Raw genomic sequence first — 15947 nt, forward strand, 5'->3', positions numbered from 1 at the left:
CCCTGTAGCAGCGGCCGCAGGCCGCGTCCGTTATTTACCACCCTTCTTGCCCTGCAACAGGTGCGAGAACACCGCGTGCAGGTCGTCCGAGGCGCTTTCCTCGTCCAGGTTCAGCTTGCTGTCGATGTGGTCCATGTGGTGCATCATCAGGTCCACCGCCAGGGCCGCGTCGCGGGCCTCGATGGCGTCGATCAGCTGGGTGTGTTCATCGTAGGAGCAGTGCGAGCGGTTGCCGCTTTCGTACTGGGCGATGATCAGCGAGGTCTGCGACACCAGGCTGCGCTGGAAGCTGATCAGCGGCGTGTTCTTCGCCGCCTCGGCCAGCTTCAGGTGGAATTCCCCCGACAGGCGAATGCCGGCGCCACGGTCGCCGCGCGAGAAGCTGTCGCGCTCATCCAGCACCATCTGCCGCAGTTCGGCCAGTTGCTCGGCCGTGGCGTGCTCCACCGCAAGCTCGGTGATGGCGCGCTCCACCATGCGGCGGGCGAAGAACACCTGCCGCGCCTCTTCCACGCTGGGGCTGGCCACCACCGCGCCGCGGTTGGGGCGCAACAGCACCACGCCTTCATGGGCCAGGCGCGACAGCGCGCGGCGAATGATGGTGCGGCTGACGCCGAAGATCTCGCCCAGCGCTTCCTCGCTCAATTTGGTCCCGGGCGCCAGGCGCTGTTCGAGAATGGCCTCGAAAATATGGGCGTAGACGATGTCGTCCTGGGTGCCGAGGCGCCCGGCCTTGGCCGCGCGCGTGGGTTTCTTGAGGGGTTGCAGCTGTTCGTTCATGGGCACTCGAAGGTGAAGGTTTTGCGGCAGTAAGGCCCATTGTACACAGGGCCACGGGCTTGTGTCAGTTCAAGCGTAGCGGCACTTGGCAACCACTGGCAGCGGCCATATAGCGCGATCGGCAAATAAACTGCGCACAAAATCAAAAACATTATTTGCATTATTTGTATACAAACGCATAATCCCCTCGAGCGACTTTCCTGACCCAGAGGTCAAATAATAACGGGTCGCCGGCACCACCACCTTTACCTGCCTCACGGGGCCGCGCGCAGCTGCGCACGGCTTCGGAAAACAACAAAAGCCTTGAGGAGTAACTCGCTGTGGAAAGCAATAAATCCGAAGCCGCCCCCCTGGACCTGGCCCCGCCCCTGCGGCGCGGCCTGCTGGAACGCCTGTTCAAGCTGAGTGTGCATGGCACCACGGTGCGCACCGAACTGATCGCCGGCCTCACCACCTTCATTACCATGGCCTACATCATCTTCGTCAACCCCAACATCATGGCCGACGCCGGCATCGACCACGGCGCGGCGTTCGTCGCCACCTGCATCGCGGCCGCGTTGGGCTGCCTACTGATGGGCCTGTACGCCAACTGGCCAGTGGGCCTGGCGCCGGGCATGGGCCTGAACGCCTTCTTCACCTACACCGTGGTCGGCACCATGGGGTATTCCTGGCAGACCGCCCTGGGCGCGGTGTTCATCTCTGGCGTGCTGTTCATGGTGCTGACCCTGTCGCGGGTGCGCGAGTGGCTGCTCAACAGCATCCCGGTCAGCCTGCGCCACGCCATGGGCGCCGGCGTCGGGCTGTTCCTGGGCGTCATCGGCCTGAAGACCTCGGGCATCATCGTCGCCAGCCCCGCCACGCTGATCAAGCTCGGCTCGCTGCATGAGGCCGGGCCGCTGCTGACCGCGCTGTGCTTCCTGATGATCGCCGTGCTCAGCTACCACCGGGTGTTCGGCGCCATCCTCATCAGCATCGTCAGCGTCACCCTGATCGGCTGGGGCCTGGGCATCGTGCAATATGGCGGGGTGTTCTCGCTGCCGCCCAGCCTGGCGCCCACCTGGATGGCCATGGACCTGGCCGGTGTGTTCAATGTCAGCATGATCAGCGTGGTGCTGGCCTTCCTGTTCGTCCACATGTTCGACACCGCCGGCACGCTGATGGGGGTGGCCCAGCGCGCCAACCTGGTGAACGCCGACGGCCGCATCGAAAACCTCTCGCGCGCCCTGAAGGCCGACAGCGCCTCCAGCGTGTTCGGCGCCATGGTCGGCGTGCCACCGGTGACCAGCTACGTGGAAAGCGCCGCGGGCGTGGCCGCCGGTGGCCGCACCGGGCTAACGGCGGTCACCGTGGGCATGCTGTTCGTCGCGGCGATGTTTTTCGCACCGCTGGCTGGCATGATTCCGGCTTATGCTACCGCCGGCGCGCTGATCTACGTGGCCATGCTGATGATGGGCGGCATGGCCCACATCAACTGGGACGAAGCCACCGACAGCATTCCGGCCATCGTCACCCTGATCATGATGCCGCTGACCTTCTCGGTGGCGGACGGCATTGCCCTGGGCTTCATCACCTACGTGGCCTTGAAGGCGGGCACCGGCAAGCACCGCGAGATCTCGGTGAGCCTGTGGGTGCTGTGTGCGATATTCATCGCCAAGTTTGTGTTCTTGTAATATTTCGGCTTCACCGCCGCCCGTAGCCGCTGCCGACAGGCTGCGCTGGCCCTTGAGTACGCTGTAGATTTGCGGCGTAGCAGAGGGCCAGCGCAGCCTGCGGCAGCGGCTACGGATTTGTGCGAAGGCCTTATCCAAGGAGAAAAACAATGAGTGTGGAAACCTGGCTGTTGTTCAGCGTCGCGGCGCTGGTGGTGATCGTCATCCCCGGCCCGTTGTCGCTGCTGATGATCGGCAACAGCCTGAACTATGGCCTGCGCCGCTCCTACCCGGCGTTCCTGGGTGGGGTGAGTGCTTCCATCTGCCTGCTCAGCGCTTCGGCGCTGGGCCTGGGCGCGTTGCTGATGGCATCGGAGCAGGTGTTCAGCGCGCTGAAGATCGCCGGCGCGCTGTACCTGTTCTACCTTGCCTGGCAAAGCTGGCAGCAGTCGCGCCGCGCGCCCAGCGCTGCCGAGGTGCCCGGCACCCTGCCCGCGCCGCGCTTTGGCGCGCTGTTCTGGCGTGCCTTCGCCTTGGGCGCCAGCAACCCCAAGGACATCCTGTTCTTCGCCGCCTTCCTGCCGCAGTTCCTCAACGCCGAACACTCGTTGGCGGCGCAGTTGGGCATCATGATCGCCACCTGGGCCGTGCTCGACCTGCTGTGCAAACTGGGCTACGGCCTGGGTGCCCACGGCGCGGCGCGCTACCTGCGCAGCGGCCGCGGGCAGAGCTGGTTCAACCGCGTCAGCGCGGCGTTGTTCGGGGGGGCGGGGGCGGCGGCGCTGCTCAGCCGAGGCTGAAGCGACGCGGCCGCTGCTACGCACACCTGTAGCAGCGGCCGCCAGGCCGCGTCCTGGGATGTCAGCGTTGCGCCTGTTGCTGGCCCAGCAGGCTACCGATGAAGCCGGCGAACTGTTCCACGGTCATTTTCTGGCCGTTGAAGGTCACCATGCCGTCGGCGTAGTGCAGGCGGCTGGTGACGTTGTCACCCTCGACCTTGCCAAGCTGGCTCATCACCGCCATGCCGCTGATGGAGTCGCTGACGTTCTTCGCCTGCAACGCCACCGCGTCCTTGTCGGTCTGGCCCTGCAGGTGCGCCTGGGCGCTGGCCAGGTCCATCAGCATGGGCTTGGACAGGGTGACGTTGGCGTCCAGCAGGCCGATCACCTTCTTGCCCAGGCCTTCGGACGGCTGGTCCAGGGTGCCCGGGTTCGCCAGGTCGACCACAAGGTTAGCCTGGCTTTCACCGTTGGCGGTCTTCAGCGACAGTTTTTCCAACTCGATGTGCGGCTTGGCCGCCAGCAGCGCCAGCAGGTCGGTGTTCAACTGCTGCTGGTCGGCAGCGCTCAGCTTCAGCGCCAAGGGCACGCCCGCAGCTGCGGCAGCCTGTTGTTGCGGGGCGATCTTGGCGACATACAGCGCATACAGCGACTTGCTGGCCGGGATGTCGAAATTATTCAGCTTCCACACCATCTGCGCCGCACCAATCGGCTGGTTGCCGACGGTGATGGAGGCGATCTCGTAGGTGGCCTCGGCGGCCAGCTTGCCTTCAACCTCCTGCATCAGGCCGCTGCCGCTGAAACCAGTCACCGCCACGGCCGGGGCGTTGGGGGTCTGCACGTTGGCGCTGGCCAGCTTGAGCTCGGTGTGGCCCAGGTAGAACCCGGACTCGCCCTTGGTGCCGCCGCTGTAAATGGTCAGGCCCTTGGCGTCGGCATGCACCGGGCCGTTCTCGCCGGCAACGTCGACGGAAAGGCTATCCATGTTGCCCGTCAGCTCATATTTGTGGGCATCAGCGGTGCCGTTGACGGTCAAGGTCAGGCCCGAGAACTTCAGGGTTTTGCCCGGTTCCTTGGACTCGAGCGGCAAGAAGTCGAAAGTGGTCTCGCTGCTCAGCCCGTAGTGGATGACCGAGCGGCCCTTGACCGGCATCTGGCCGTTGTTCATGGCGAACCACTTGGCCGAGTCGGGGCTGTTTTCCAGCTCGGTGTTGCTGGCGGCCATCACCGGCGCCAGGCGCAGGGTCAGCAGGCGCGACAGCGGCAGCGGGCCGTGCTCGATATGGTCCACCAGGAGGAAATGCGCTGGCTGGGCGTGGGGCAGTTGCACGTTCAGGCGGTAGTGGGCGGTGCTGCTGAACAGATGGCGGTCCAGCGACACCAGCTCGGCGCTGAACTGCGGGCTGCCGTCGGCGTTGCGGCCCGACTGGGCCATCTGCGTGTTGGCCTGGGCGATGGCGTCCTGCAGCACGCCCTCAAGACGCGTGCCCGTGTACCAGGCCCCGGCCGTGGCCACGATGCCGGCGGCAATGATGACACCGGCTGCTATACCTACTGCTTTTTTCATAAATCGACTCGACGAGTTCCATTCGGTGGGTGGAGGTATCGACTCGATAGTAGCGCGAAAGGTGCTGCCGCCAGGCAAAAAAAGCTCCCCCGCCCCACCGTTGCGGCGTGGGGTTTGCCTGTGATCTGCTTGTGATCTGCTTGTGATCTGGCCGTTGATCTTGATCTGGCTGTTGATCTTGATTGTATGCCCCGTAAAGCGCCCGGGCCGACTGGAGGCGTTGACCAGGCGGCAGCCCGCAGGGCCCTTCGGCGTAGCCGAAGGAAACGGCAACCCGCCAGCTTCTATAGCGGGGGCCGTTTGCCGCCTGGGCGACGCCGGAAGGAGGGGACCCGCAGCGCAGCGGAGGGCCCAAGCAGGGGCAAGCCCTTTTTGGTGACTTTTTGGGGCGACTGCCAAAAAGTTACTCGCCGTAAGGGCGAAACGGTCGGTGGTCGCACCGCGAAAATGGATATATTCAAAATCGCCGAAGCGGGATACAGACCATCGTGAACATATCCATTACCTAGGGTGATGCACAATCACCTTTCCGCCCTTACGGCGGCTCACTTTTTGTCAAACGCCACAAAAAGTAAGCAAAAAAGGCTTGCCCCTGCTTGGTCCCTACGCTTCGCTGCGGGTCCCCTCCCTCCGGCGTCGCCCAAGCGGCCGACGGCCCGGAATAGAAGCGCCTCCGGTTCCGTCTTCCCCGGCTACGCCAGGGACCGCTTGGCCAACGCCTCCAGTCGGCCCTGGCGCTTTATGGGGCACACAATCAAGATCAAGGGCCTCACGGGATCAAGATCAAAAGCGGCTTGCAGCGTGGGGAGGACGCAAAAAAAAGCCCGCAGTGTGGGCGGGCAAGAGGTACCAACGAAGGAGCGCGCGCAGCTCAACTGCCGCGGTAAGTCGAATAGCTGTAAGGCGAGAGCAGCAACGGCACATGGTAGTGATCCTGCTCGGCGCTGATGCCGAACCGCAGCACCACCACGTCGAGGAACGCCGGGTCGGCCATGGCCACGCCACGGGCGCGGTAGTAGTCGCCGGCGGCGAACTGCAGCTGGTACACGCCGCTGCGGTAGTCATCACCCTGTAACAGCGGTGCGTCACAACGGCCATCACTGTTGGTCAGTGCCTGGGCCACCAACTCCAGCTGCTGGCCCTCGACGCGATAAAGCTCGACCTTGATCGAGCTGCCGGGGCAGCCGTGGGCGGCGTCCAGCACATGCGTAGTCAAACGTCCCATTGCGTCTCGTGCCTCATTTTCATCCGGTTATCCGAAGGCCCATGCACCGTTTGAGGGCGCCCTGGGCATCCAACACAACGACATTAAGACACTTTCAAATAAAATTGTACACAATATTTGCGACCTTTTTTCGGCAGCCCCAGCCCACCCCCTAAAACCGGAGACAAGCCCGGTAACGCATGCGCTGCGTGACCGCCCAGTCGAATACCTGACCAGTCGGGCAAGTATTTTGCAAGGAAAGAAATTGACCCTCCAAGGCGATGATTGGCAAAAAACAGGCTTACAAATCACGGATAAAGTTGTATACAATCAAACCATCGCCGGGTCGCCAACCTCATCGGGGCCACCCGCCACCCTAATGACGCGAAGAAGGATGCAAGCAGTGAGCGCTGATTACCCACGCGACCTGATCGGTTACGGCCCCAACCCGCCCCACCCTCGCTGGCCTGGCAATGCGCGCATTGCCCTGTCGTTCGTGCTCAATTACGAGGAAGGTGGCGAGCGCAACATCCTCCACGGCGACAAGGAATCCGAAGCCTTCCTGTCCGAAATGGTGGCCGCCCAGCCGCTGCAGGGCGAACGCAACATGAGCATGGAGTCGCTGTACGAGTATGGCAGCCGTGCCGGCGTGTGGCGCACCCTCAAGGTGTTCAAGGAAGCGGGCATCCCGCTGACCATCTTCGCCGTGGCCATGGCCGCCCAGCGCCACCCCGACGTGATCCGCGCCATGGTCGATGCCGGCCACGAAATCTGCAGCCACGGCTACCGCTGGATCGACTACCAGTACATGGATGAGAACCAGGAACGCGAGCACATGCTCGAAGCCATCCGCATCCTCACCGAAATCAGCGGCGAACGCCCGCTGGGCTGGTACACCGGCCGCACCGGCCCCAACACCCGCCGCCTGGTGATGGAGGAAGGTGGCTTCCTCTACGACTCCGACACCTACGACGACGACCTGCCCTACTGGGAGCGCAACAACCCCACCGGCAAGCCGCACCTGGTGATCCCCTACACCCTGGACACCAACGACATGCGCTTCACCCAGGTGCAGGGCTTCAACAAAGGCGACGATTTCTTCGAATACCTGAAGGACGCCTTCGACGTGCTGTACGCCGAGGGTGCCGAGGCGCCGAAGATGCTCTCCATCGGCCTGCACTGCCGGCTGATCGGCCGCCCGGCGCGCCTGGCCTCGCTGATGCGTTTCATTGACTACGTGAAGGGCCACGAGCAGGTGTGGTTCGCCCGCCGCGTCGACATTGCCCGCCACTGGCATGAAACCCATCCCTACACGCCCGAGGCTGCGCAATGACCGCCTTCCACTCCCTGAAGCCATCGGCCCTGGGCCGCGACGCCTTCGTCGCCGCCTTCGCCGACATCTACGAACACTCGCCATGGGTCGCTGAAAAAGCCTACGACCTGGGCCAGGGCCCCGAGCTGGACCAGGTCGAAACCCTGCACCAGCGCATGAGCGACATCCTGTTGAGCGCCGATCACGAAAGCCAACTGGCACTGATCAACGCGCACCCCGACCTGGCCGGCAAGGCTGCCGTCCAGGGCGAACTGACCGAAGCCAGCACCAACGAACAGGCTGGCGCCGGTATTCACCAATGCACCACCGAAGAGTTCCAGCGCTTCACGGAGTTGAACGACGCCTACAAGGCCAAGTTCAAGTTCCCCTTCATCATGGCAGTGAAAGGCAGCAACCGGCACCAGATCCTCGCCGCGTTCGAAGTGCGCATCCACAACTCGGTCGAGGCCGAGTTCAAGGAAGCCCTGGCGCAGATCAACAAGATTGCCCTGTTCCGCTTGCAAGGCCTGTAACTCGCCCCCTCCAGCCCCCATTCAAGGCAGACAAGAAAAAATGAAAGCATACGCCGTACCCTTCGAGAAGTTCGTCAACCTGGCCGACGCGCGCCTGGGCACCAAGGCCATCTCGGTCACCGACGACTGGTTCGCCGACGTCAACCGCCTGTTCCAGCCCACCCCAGCGGTGTGGAAGGAAGGCGTGTTCGACGACAACGGCAAATGGATGGACGGCTGGGAATCGCGCCGCAAGCGCTTCGAAGGCTATGACAGCGCGGTGATCCGCCTGGGCGTGCCGGGTTCGATCAAAGGCGTGGACATCGACACCTCGTTCTTCACCGGCAACTTCCCGCCCTCGGCCTCGCTGGAAGGCTGCTTCGTCGCCGACGGCGACCCGACCGACGCCACCCAGTGGACCGAAGTGCTGCCAGCCGTCGAGCTGCAGGGCAACAGCCACCACTACCACGAAATCAGCGATGCCCAGGCCTACACCCACCTGCGCTTCAACATCTACCCCGACGGCGGCGTGGCGCGCCTGCGCGTGTACGGCGTGCCGTTCCGCGACTGGTCCGCGGTAGGCGACAACGAACAGGTCGACCTGGCCAGCGCCCTCAACGGCGGCCGTGCCCTGGCCTGCTCCGACGAGCACTTCGGGCGCATGAGCAACATCCTCAACCCGGGCCGCGGCATCAACATGGGCGACGGCTGGGAAACCGCACGCCGCCGCACGCCGGGCAATGACTGGGTGATCGTCGCCCTGGGCCATGCCGGCACCGTCGAGCAAGTGGTGGTCGACACCCTGCACTTCAAGGGCAACTACCCCGACAGCTGCTCGATCCAGGGCGCCTTCGTCAAGGGTGGCACCGACAGCCAGATCGAGACGCAGAGCCTGTTCTGGCGCGAACTGCTGCCCAGCCAGAAACTGCAGATGCACCAGGAGCACAGCTTCCAGGAGCAGATCAAGGACCTGGGCCCCATCACCCACATCCGCCTGAACGTGTTCCCGGACGGTGGCGTGAGCCGCTTGCGCGTGCTGGGCAAGGTAGCCAAGTAAGCAGCGCCTGAATGCGCTTTTGTGGGAGCTGGCTTGCCAGCGAGCTGTTGGGCCGTCAAAAGCTCGCTGGCAAGCCAGCTCCCACAGGGGCCAGTTACACATTAATCACTGAACAGACAGAAGACCCACAATGCGCACACTAGTGATCGAGCCCCTGACAAAAGAAGCCTTCGCCCCCTTCGGTGACGTGATCGAAACCGACGGCAGCGACCACTTCATGATCAACAACGGCTCGACCATGCGTTTCCATCGTCTGGCCACGGTCGAGACCGCCACGCCCGACGACAAGGCGATCATCAGCATTTTCCGCGCCGACGTGCTGGACATGCCGTTGACCGTGCGCATGCTGGAGCGCCATCCGCTGGGCAGCCAGGCCTTCGTGCCGCTGCTGGGCAACCCCTTTCTGATCGTGGTCGCGCCACTTGGCGATGCACCTGTATCAGGCTTGGTCCGCGCCTTCATCACCAATGGCAGGCAGGGCATCAATTACCATCGCGGCGTCTGGCACCACCCGGTGCTGACGATCGAAAAGCGGGATGACTTCCTGGTGGTTGATCGCAGTGGCACTGGCAATAACTGCGATGAGCATTTCTTCAATGAGGACGAGCTGCTGGTCCTCGCCCCCCACCAATAAGAGAAGGCCGGCCATTGCACCGCAGTGGTACGGCAAGAGGTTAGAACTGTGCAAGCACATCTGATGGAGTGGCTGAATCTGGGCGTGCGCTGGATTCACATGATCGTGGGGATCGCCTGGATCGGCGCATCCTTCTATTTCGTCTGGCTGGAGAACAACCTCAATCGCGCCAACCCGCGTGAGGGCCTGAGCGGTGACTTGTGGGCCATTCACGGGGGTGGCATCTACCACCTGGAAAAATACAAACTGGCCCCACCGACCATGCCGGACAACCTGCACTGGTTCAAATGGGAAGCCTACTGGACCTGGATGTCGGGCATCGTGCTGCTGTGCGTGGTGTTCTACTCCAACCCCGTGCTCTACCTGCTGGCCCCCGGCAGCACCCTGAGCGGGCCGGAAGGCATCGCCATCGGCGTCGGCGCGTTGATCGCCAGCTGGTTCATCTACGACCAACTGTGCGACTCGCCCCTGGGCAAGCGTCCCGGCCTGCTGGGCCTGGTGCTGTTCGTGCTGATCATTGCGGCCTGCTACGGCTTCAGCCAGGTGTTCAGCGGCCGCGGCGCGTACCTGCACACCGGCGCCATCATCGGCACCATCATGGTCGGCAACGTCTTCCGCATCATCATGCCCGCCCAGCGCGCGCTGGTGGCGGCCATCGCCGAGAACCGCACGCCCGACCCGACCCTGCCGGCCAAGGGCCTGCTGCGTTCGCGCCACAACAACTACTTCACCCTGCCCGTGCTGTTCATCATGATCAGCAACCACTTCCCCAGCACCTACGGCAGCCACTACAACTGGCTGATCCTGGCCGGCATCGCCGTGGTGGCCGTGGTCGTGCGTCACTACTTCAACACCCGCCACAACAGCCACAAGTTCGCCTGGGCCCTGCCTGCCGGCGCCCTGGGCATGATCTGCCTGGCGTTCGTCACCGGCCCCATGCAAATGGGCAACAGTGCCGACGTGGCCAAGGCACCGGCCATCGAGTACCAGCCGCTGCCGGGCACTGCCATCGGTGGCAAACGCGCCGATGAAATGCCGGCCACGCCTGCCGCTGCACCGGCCCCGGCAGAACAGCCGGCCCAGGCCAGCAATGGCGCGGACTTCGACAAGGTGCACGGGGTGATCCAGGAGCGCTGCGCGGTGTGCCATTCGGCCAAGCCGACCAGCCCGCTGTTCTCCACGGCGCCTGCGGGGATCATGTTCGACACCCCGCAGCAGATCCAGCAACTGGCCCCGCGCATCCAGGCGCAGGCCGTGGCCAGCCAGATCATGCCGTTGGGCAACATCACCCAGATGACCCAGGAAGAGCGCAACCTGGTGGGCCAGTGGATCGCCAACGGAGCGCAAACCAACTGATGGATCGTTCGTAGCAGCGACTGCCTTGACACCGCGTCGCCTGCATCGCGACCAAGGTCGGCTCCTACGCCGTTCGTGGTAGGAGCCGGCCTTGGCCGCGATACAGGCGACGCGATCGACGGGGCAGCTGCTACGGGTACTGCTAACCGAAAAATAAAAACAAGATTTGAGGTGTTGCATGTCCGAGTCAATCCACGCGCGCATCCCTGCTGCGCCACCACGACAGCCCCTGCCGTTGCTGCAACTGATTCTGGTGGGTTTGCAACATGTTTTGCTGATGTATGGAGGCGCCATCGCGGTGCCGCTGATCATCGGACAGGCCGCCGGCCTTTCCCGTGAGGAAATCGCCTTCCTGATCAACGCCGACCTGCTGGTGGCCGGCGTGGCCACCGTGGTGCAGTCACTGGGCATCGGCGCCCTGGGCATCCGCATGCCGGTGATGATGGGCGCCAGCTTCGCCGCGGTCGGCAGCATGGTGGCCATGGCCGGCATGCAGGGCGTGGGCTTGCCGGGCATCTTCGGCGCGACCATCGCCGCCGGCTTCTTCGGCATGCTCATCGCGCCGTTCATGTCGAAGATCGTGCGGTTCTTCCCGCCGCTGGTCACCGGCACCGTCATCACCTCCATCGGCCTGTCGCTGTTCCCGGTGGCGGTGAACTGGGCCGGTGGTGGCGCCAAGGCGGTGCAGTTCGGCTCACCCATCTACCTGATCGTCGCCGGGCTGGTGCTGGCCACCATCCTGCTGATCCATCGCTTCATGAGCGGCTTCTGGGTCAACATCGCCGTGCTCATCGGCATGCTGCTGGGCTACCTCATCTCGGGCCTGATCGGCATGGTCGACCTCTCGGGCCTGGCCACCGCGCCCTGGCTGCAAGTGGTCACGCCGCTGCACTTCGGCATGCCCACCTTCAGCCTGGCGCCGGTGCTGTCCATGTGCCTGGTGGTGGTGATCATCTTCGTCGAGTCCACCGGCATGTTCCTGGCCCTGGGCAAGATCACCGACCGCGAGGTCACCCCCGGCATGCTCCGTCGCGGCTTGCTGTGCGACGCCGCCGCCTCGTTCGCGGCAGGTTTCTTCAACACCTTCACCCACTCCTCGTTCGCCCAGAACATCGGCCTGGTGCAGATGACCGGCGTGCGCTGCCGTTCGGTGACGGTGGTGGCCGGCGGCTTCCTCATCGCCCTCAGCCTGTTGCCCAAGGCCGCGTTCCTGGTGGCTTCCATTCCGCCTGCGGTGCTGGGCGGTGCGGCCATTGCCATGTTCGGCATGGTGGCGGCCACCGGCATCAAGATCCTCCAGGAAGCCGACATCGGTGACCGTCGCAACCAGCTGCTGGTGGCGGTGAGCATCGGCATGGGGCTGATCCCGGTGGTGCGCCCGGAGTTCTTCTCCCAGCTGCCGGACTGGATGGGCCCCATCACCCACAGCGGCATCGCCATGGCGACGTTGAGCGCGGTGCTGCTCAACCTGCTGTTCAACGTGCTCGGTGGTGCCGAGCGAGAAGCCCTGTCCAGAGCGGTGCATCAGCATTGACCATGGGGGGCGCCGGTCGAAAAGCTGACCGAGTGCCCCACTTTTGCTGGGCCTGCTCTGTAACGGAGCACTTGAGCCGCGCCGCGTGAGTCAGTAATCTGCGCGCCCGCGTAAAACCGGGGGGATTTTTTCCCCGATAAAGCTGACCTCTTGTACCAGACTGGGCCCCCTGCCCTGCCGCGTCGCCGTTTGCAGCCAATCGAACCACTTTCGACTGCTATTCACCGCAGCCGACGGGATTTCTTTGGCTGTGCGTCGGCCTTGGCAAGGCTCTTGCTAACTCAGTTGCGCCGCAGAGGAAGTTGACCGGTTGGACGACTTTTAACGCAACCAAAAAGGCGCCGCCACAGAGCGCCACCTTAGAAAAACAGACTGAAATCAAACCTGGGAGCTAACCAATGAAACGTACTCTTTCGAGCCTGATGGTGGCCGGTGGCATGCTGGCCGGTGGCCAGGCCATGGCCGACGACGGCGGCTGGCTGCAATGGCAGAGCAACAGCCTGACCTACCTGTATGGCCAGGATTTCAAAGTGAATCCGGGCATCCAGCAAACCGTCACGTTCGAACACGCCGACGCCTGGAAGTACGGCGACAACTTCCTGTTCGTGGACAACACCTGGTACAACGGCAAGAAAGACTCGGGCAACGGCAACTTCGGCACCTACGGCGAGTTCAGCCCGCGCCTGTCCCTGGGCAAGATCTTCGACCAGAAGTTCGCCTTCGGCCCGGTCTCCGACGTGCTGCTGGCGTTCACCTACGAGTTCGGCGAGGGTGACGTGGAGTCGTACCTGATCGGCCCGGGCTTTGACCTGAACATCCCTGGCTTCGACTACTTCCAGCTGAACTTCTACAACCGTATTCCGGATGGCGGCCGCGCCGGCAACAACATCTGGCAGATCACCCCGGTCTGGTCCTACACCATTCCAGTGGGCAGCTCCGACATCCTCATCGACGGCTACATGGACTGGGTGGTCAGCGGCGACCACAACAAGGAAGGCGACTACCACGCCAACCTGCACTTCAACCCGCAGGTCAAGTACGACCTGGGCAAGGCCCTGCACTGGCAGCCCAAGCAGGTGTACGTCGGTTTCGAGTATGACTACTGGAAAGACAAGTACGGCATCGAAAGCAGCCACGCCTTCGACACCAACCAGAACACCGCCAGCCTGCTGCTGAAAGTGTTCTTCTAAGCGACACCGGTGCCGGGGCGGTCAGCCGAACGACCGCCCCAGGCGCACCAGCCCTTCGTCTATCTGCTCAAGCGACGGCGCGGCGAACGACAAGCGCAGGCTGCTGGCATCAGCGCCCTCGGCAAAGAACGCACTGCCCGGCACGAACATCACCCGCTGCTCGATAGCCCGCTGCAACAACTGCGTGGCATCCACCCCACTGCGGCAGCGCCCCCAGATGAACATCCCGCCCTGTGGCGGCGACACCTCCAATACGTCCTGCAGGCCTTCGAGCCCTGCGAGCATGCGCGCGCATTTGTCCCCGTAGCCCTGGGCCAGCCCCGGCAGCGCCCGTTCCAGCGCGCCATCGGCCAGGTACAGCGCGGCGATCTGCTGCGCCCACGGCGCGGTGCACAGGTCCACGGTCTGCTTGGCGATCACGCAGCGCTGGCGGATGGGCGCGGGCGCGATCAGCCAGCCGATGCGCAGGCCCGGCGCCACCACCTTGGACAGGCTGGACAAATGCACCACCCGGCCGGCGGCGCCGTCCACCTGCGCGGCCAGCGCCAGCAGCGAGGGCACTGCTTCGCCGGCAAAGCGCAGGGCGCCGTAGGGGTCGTCCTCGATGATCAGGAAATCGTGCTCGGCGGCCAGCTGCAGCAACGCCAGGCGCCGTTCAAGCGGCAGGCAGGCGCCGGTGGGGTTGGCGAAGGTCGGCACGCAGTACAACAGGCGGATGCTGCCCTTGGGCTGTGTCGCTAACTGCTCGGCGAGGCGCGCGGTGTCCAGGCCCTGGGCGTCGGTGGCGGCGCTGTCCACCTCAAGGCCCGCCAGGCGGAACGCCTGCAGCGCCGCAGGATAGGTAGGCCGCTCCACCAGCACCCGCTCGCCGGGGCTGAGCAGCACCTTGATCAGCAGGTCCAGGCCTTGTTGCGAGCCTGTGGTCACCATCAGCTCGTCCACTGCCACGGGCGCCCCGCGCCTCGCCATCAGCGCCGCCAGTTGCTCGCGCAGCAGCGGCAGGCCGTCGGTGGCGGCGTATTGCAGGCAGTCCACGGGGCTGTCGCGCAAGGCGCGCTCGGCGGCCGCGGCCAGGTTGGGTTGGTCGAAAAACGAAGTCGCCGGGTAGCCGCCGGCGAACGAGATCATGCCGGGCAGCGACAGGTACTTGAACAGCTCGCGAATCGCCGAACCGGTGGGCGCCTGGAAGGCGGGGGCGAAGCGGTAGGTAAGGTCGGTCACGGGGCAAGGGCTCGGTCAGGGCGGATGCCCCAGTATCGAACCCTGCTGCTCAGGCCCGCAAACGAGGAATCGGCGGGATGTCATTCCCCATGGTCATGAAACGCAGCCCCTGTAGCCGCTGCCGCAGGCGGCGCTGGCCCTCATTCACATTGGAAATCTCCAGCGTACGCCAGGGCCTGCGCAGCCTGGCGGCAGCGGCTACAGGTTAACCGCGTACCGCTTTCCAGATTTTGCCGGCGACGCTGACCACACCCAACACCAGCGCACCCGCCACCACACCCAGCCCACCATTGAGCAAGGCCATGGTCACGCTACCACCCACACTCTCGACCCAGTGATGCAACGGAGCGATCCCATGCACCAGAATCCCTCCGCCCACCAGGAACATCGCCGCGGTGCCCACCACCGACAAGGTTTTCATCATGTACGGCGCCGCGCGCAAAATGGCGCCGCCCACCGCGCGGGTCACACCGCCCTGGCGCTGGGTCATCCACAGCCCCAGGTCGTCCAGCTTGACGATGGCCCCCACCAGCCCGTACACCCCCACCGTCATGACGAAGGCGATGCCGCTCATCACGATCACCTGCTGGCTCAGCGGCGCGTCGGCGACGATGCCCAGGGTGATGGCGATGATTTCCGCCGACAGGATGAAGTCGGTGCGCACCGCGCCCTGGATCTTCTCTTGCTCGTAAGCCACCAGGTCAACGGCCGGGTCGGCCGCTGCCGCGCTCAACGCCGCGTGTTCGGCTTGGTCCTCACCTTTGCCGTGGAGCAAAGGATGGGCGACTTTCTCGAAGCCCTCGAAGCACAGGTACGCGCCGCCCACCATCAACAGCGGGGTCACCGCCCACGGCGCGAAGGCGCTGATGGCCAAAGCCGCCGGCACCAGGATGACCTTGTTGCGCAGCGAGCCCTTGGCCACCGCCCACACCACCGGCAGCTCGCGCTCGGCGCGCACGCCGGTGACCTGCTGGGCGTTCAGTGCCAGGTCATCGCCGAGCACGCCGGTGGTCTTCTTGGCGGCGACCTTGGTCATCACCGACACGTCGTCGAGCACCGCGGCGATATCGTCCAGCAACACCAGCAGACTGCTTCCTGCCATAAGAATCATTCCCATGTTTCATGTTCGTTGGCCGCGAGCATACCTTGTCG

General features: G+C 64.2%; 14 protein-coding genes. 9 read left to right on the forward strand and 5 right to left on the reverse strand.

Going from position 1 to position 15947, the window contains the following annotated elements:
• Positions 1–30: 30 nt before the first annotated feature.
• A complete protein-coding gene (locus tag RAM80_RS08895) occupies positions 31–780 on the reverse strand; it encodes a GntR family transcriptional regulator (protein WP_416425916.1) in 750 nt (249 codons plus the stop codon).
• Between the two features lie 320 nt (positions 781–1100).
• Between RAM80_RS08895 and RAM80_RS08900 the strand changes: the two genes are divergently transcribed.
• Both RAM80_RS08900 and RAM80_RS08905 read left to right on the forward strand, forming a co-directional pair.
• A complete protein-coding gene (locus RAM80_RS08900; RefSeq protein ID WP_416425918.1) occupies positions 1101–2450 on the forward strand; it encodes an NCS2 family permease in 1350 nt (449 codons plus the stop codon).
• A 149-nt stretch (positions 2451–2599) separates the two neighbouring features.
• The gene (locus RAM80_RS08905; protein WP_416425920.1) at positions 2600–3229 is read left to right on the forward strand and encodes a LysE family translocator; all 630 of its coding nucleotides are present in this window, start codon (positions 2600–2602) and stop codon (positions 3227–3229) included.
• A 61-nt stretch (positions 3230–3290) separates the two neighbouring features.
• Here RAM80_RS08905 and RAM80_RS08910 read toward each other — a convergent pair whose 3' ends face one another.
• Both RAM80_RS08910 and uraH read right to left on the reverse strand, forming a co-directional pair.
• Positions 3291–4775 (reverse strand): YdgA family protein, encoded by a 1485-nt coding sequence (locus RAM80_RS08910; RefSeq protein ID WP_416425923.1) that lies wholly within the window; start codon positions 4773–4775, stop codon positions 3291–3293.
• A gap of 871 nt (positions 4776–5646) precedes the next feature.
• Entirely contained in the window at positions 5647–6000 is a 354-nt protein-coding gene (gene uraH / locus RAM80_RS08915) for a hydroxyisourate hydrolase (protein ID WP_416425925.1), read from the reverse strand.
• 382 nt (positions 6001–6382) lie between these two features.
• Between uraH and puuE the strand changes: the two genes are divergently transcribed.
• The 7 genes from puuE to RAM80_RS08950 all read left to right on the forward strand — a co-directional run bounded on the left by puuE (position 6383) and on the right by RAM80_RS08950 (position 13574).
• Positions 6383–7312 (forward strand): allantoinase PuuE, encoded by a 930-nt coding sequence (gene puuE, locus RAM80_RS08920; protein WP_416425927.1) that lies wholly within the window; start codon positions 6383–6385, stop codon positions 7310–7312.
• On the forward strand, positions 7309–7824 hold the full coding sequence (uraD, locus tag RAM80_RS08925) for a 2-oxo-4-hydroxy-4-carboxy-5-ureidoimidazoline decarboxylase (protein WP_416425929.1): 516 nt from the start codon (positions 7309–7311) through the stop codon (positions 7822–7824). Before puuE ends, uraD begins: the two co-directional genes overlap by 4 nt.
• 40 nt (positions 7825–7864) lie before the next feature.
• Positions 7865–8860 (forward strand): allantoicase, encoded by a 996-nt coding sequence (alc, locus tag RAM80_RS08930; RefSeq protein ID WP_416425931.1) that lies wholly within the window; start codon positions 7865–7867, stop codon positions 8858–8860.
• Positions 8861–8990: 130 nt separating this feature from the next.
• Positions 8991–9494 carry an ureidoglycolate lyase gene (locus RAM80_RS08935; RefSeq protein WP_416425933.1) on the forward strand — a complete coding sequence of 168 codons (504 nt, stop codon included), beginning with the start codon at positions 8991–8993 and terminating at the stop codon, positions 9492–9494.
• A 48-nt stretch (positions 9495–9542) separates the two neighbouring features.
• Positions 9543–10850: a urate hydroxylase PuuD gene (locus RAM80_RS08940; protein WP_416425935.1), complete on the forward strand. Its 1308-nt coding sequence runs from the start codon at positions 9543–9545 to the stop codon at positions 10848–10850.
• A 178-nt stretch (positions 10851–11028) separates the two neighbouring features.
• The gene (locus RAM80_RS08945; RefSeq protein ID WP_416425937.1) at positions 11029–12384 is read left to right on the forward strand and encodes a nucleobase:cation symporter-2 family protein; all 1356 of its coding nucleotides are present in this window, start codon (positions 11029–11031) and stop codon (positions 12382–12384) included.
• Between the two features lie 398 nt (positions 12385–12782).
• On the forward strand, positions 12783–13574 hold the full coding sequence (locus RAM80_RS08950) for a hypothetical protein (RefSeq protein ID WP_416425939.1): 792 nt from the start codon (positions 12783–12785) through the stop codon (positions 13572–13574).
• Positions 13575–13595: 21 nt separating this feature from the next.
• Here RAM80_RS08950 and RAM80_RS08955 read toward each other — a convergent pair whose 3' ends face one another.
• Positions 13596–14795: a PLP-dependent aminotransferase family protein gene (locus RAM80_RS08955; RefSeq protein WP_416425941.1), complete on the reverse strand. Its 1200-nt coding sequence runs from the start codon at positions 14793–14795 to the stop codon at positions 13596–13598.
• Between the two features lie 205 nt (positions 14796–15000).
• Positions 15001–15897, reverse strand: coding sequence for a DUF808 domain-containing protein (locus tag RAM80_RS08960; protein ID WP_416425943.1), 897 nt, complete (start codon positions 15895–15897; stop codon positions 15001–15003).
• Between the last annotated feature and the right edge of the window lie 50 nt (positions 15898–15947).

The sequence above is a fragment of the Pseudomonas sp. App30 genome (assembly GCF_047947025.1).
Lineage (GTDB): Bacteria > Pseudomonadota > Gammaproteobacteria > Pseudomonadales > Pseudomonadaceae > Aquipseudomonas.

What these genes read in the sequence shown, in the direction of transcription:
- RAM80_RS08895 (WP_416425916.1), bottom strand. Translation starts at nt 780, where the DNA reads ATGAACGAACAGCTGCAACCCCTCAAGAAACCCACGCGCGCGGCCAAG.
- RAM80_RS08905 (WP_416425920.1), top strand. Translation starts at nt 2,600, where the DNA reads ATGAGTGTGGAAACCTGGCTGTTGTTCAGCGTCGCGGCGCTGGTGGTG.
- RAM80_RS08910 (WP_416425923.1), bottom strand. Translation starts at nt 4,775, where the DNA reads ATGAAAAAAGCAGTAGGTATAGCAGCCGGTGTCATCATTGCCGCCGGC.
- uraH (WP_416425925.1), bottom strand. Translation starts at nt 6,000, where the DNA reads ATGGGACGTTTGACTACGCATGTGCTGGACGCCGCCCACGGCTGCCCC.
- uraD (WP_416425929.1), top strand. Translation starts at nt 7,309, where the DNA reads ATGACCGCCTTCCACTCCCTGAAGCCATCGGCCCTGGGCCGCGACGCC.
- alc (WP_416425931.1), top strand. Translation starts at nt 7,865, where the DNA reads ATGAAAGCATACGCCGTACCCTTCGAGAAGTTCGTCAACCTGGCCGAC.
- RAM80_RS08935 (WP_416425933.1), top strand. Translation starts at nt 8,991, where the DNA reads ATGCGCACACTAGTGATCGAGCCCCTGACAAAAGAAGCCTTCGCCCCC.
- RAM80_RS08945 (WP_416425937.1), top strand. Translation starts at nt 11,029, where the DNA reads ATGTCCGAGTCAATCCACGCGCGCATCCCTGCTGCGCCACCACGACAG.
- RAM80_RS08950 (WP_416425939.1), top strand. Translation starts at nt 12,783, where the DNA reads ATGAAACGTACTCTTTCGAGCCTGATGGTGGCCGGTGGCATGCTGGCC.
- RAM80_RS08960 (WP_416425943.1), bottom strand. Translation starts at nt 15,897, where the DNA reads ATGGCAGGAAGCAGTCTGCTGGTGTTGCTGGACGATATCGCCGCGGTG.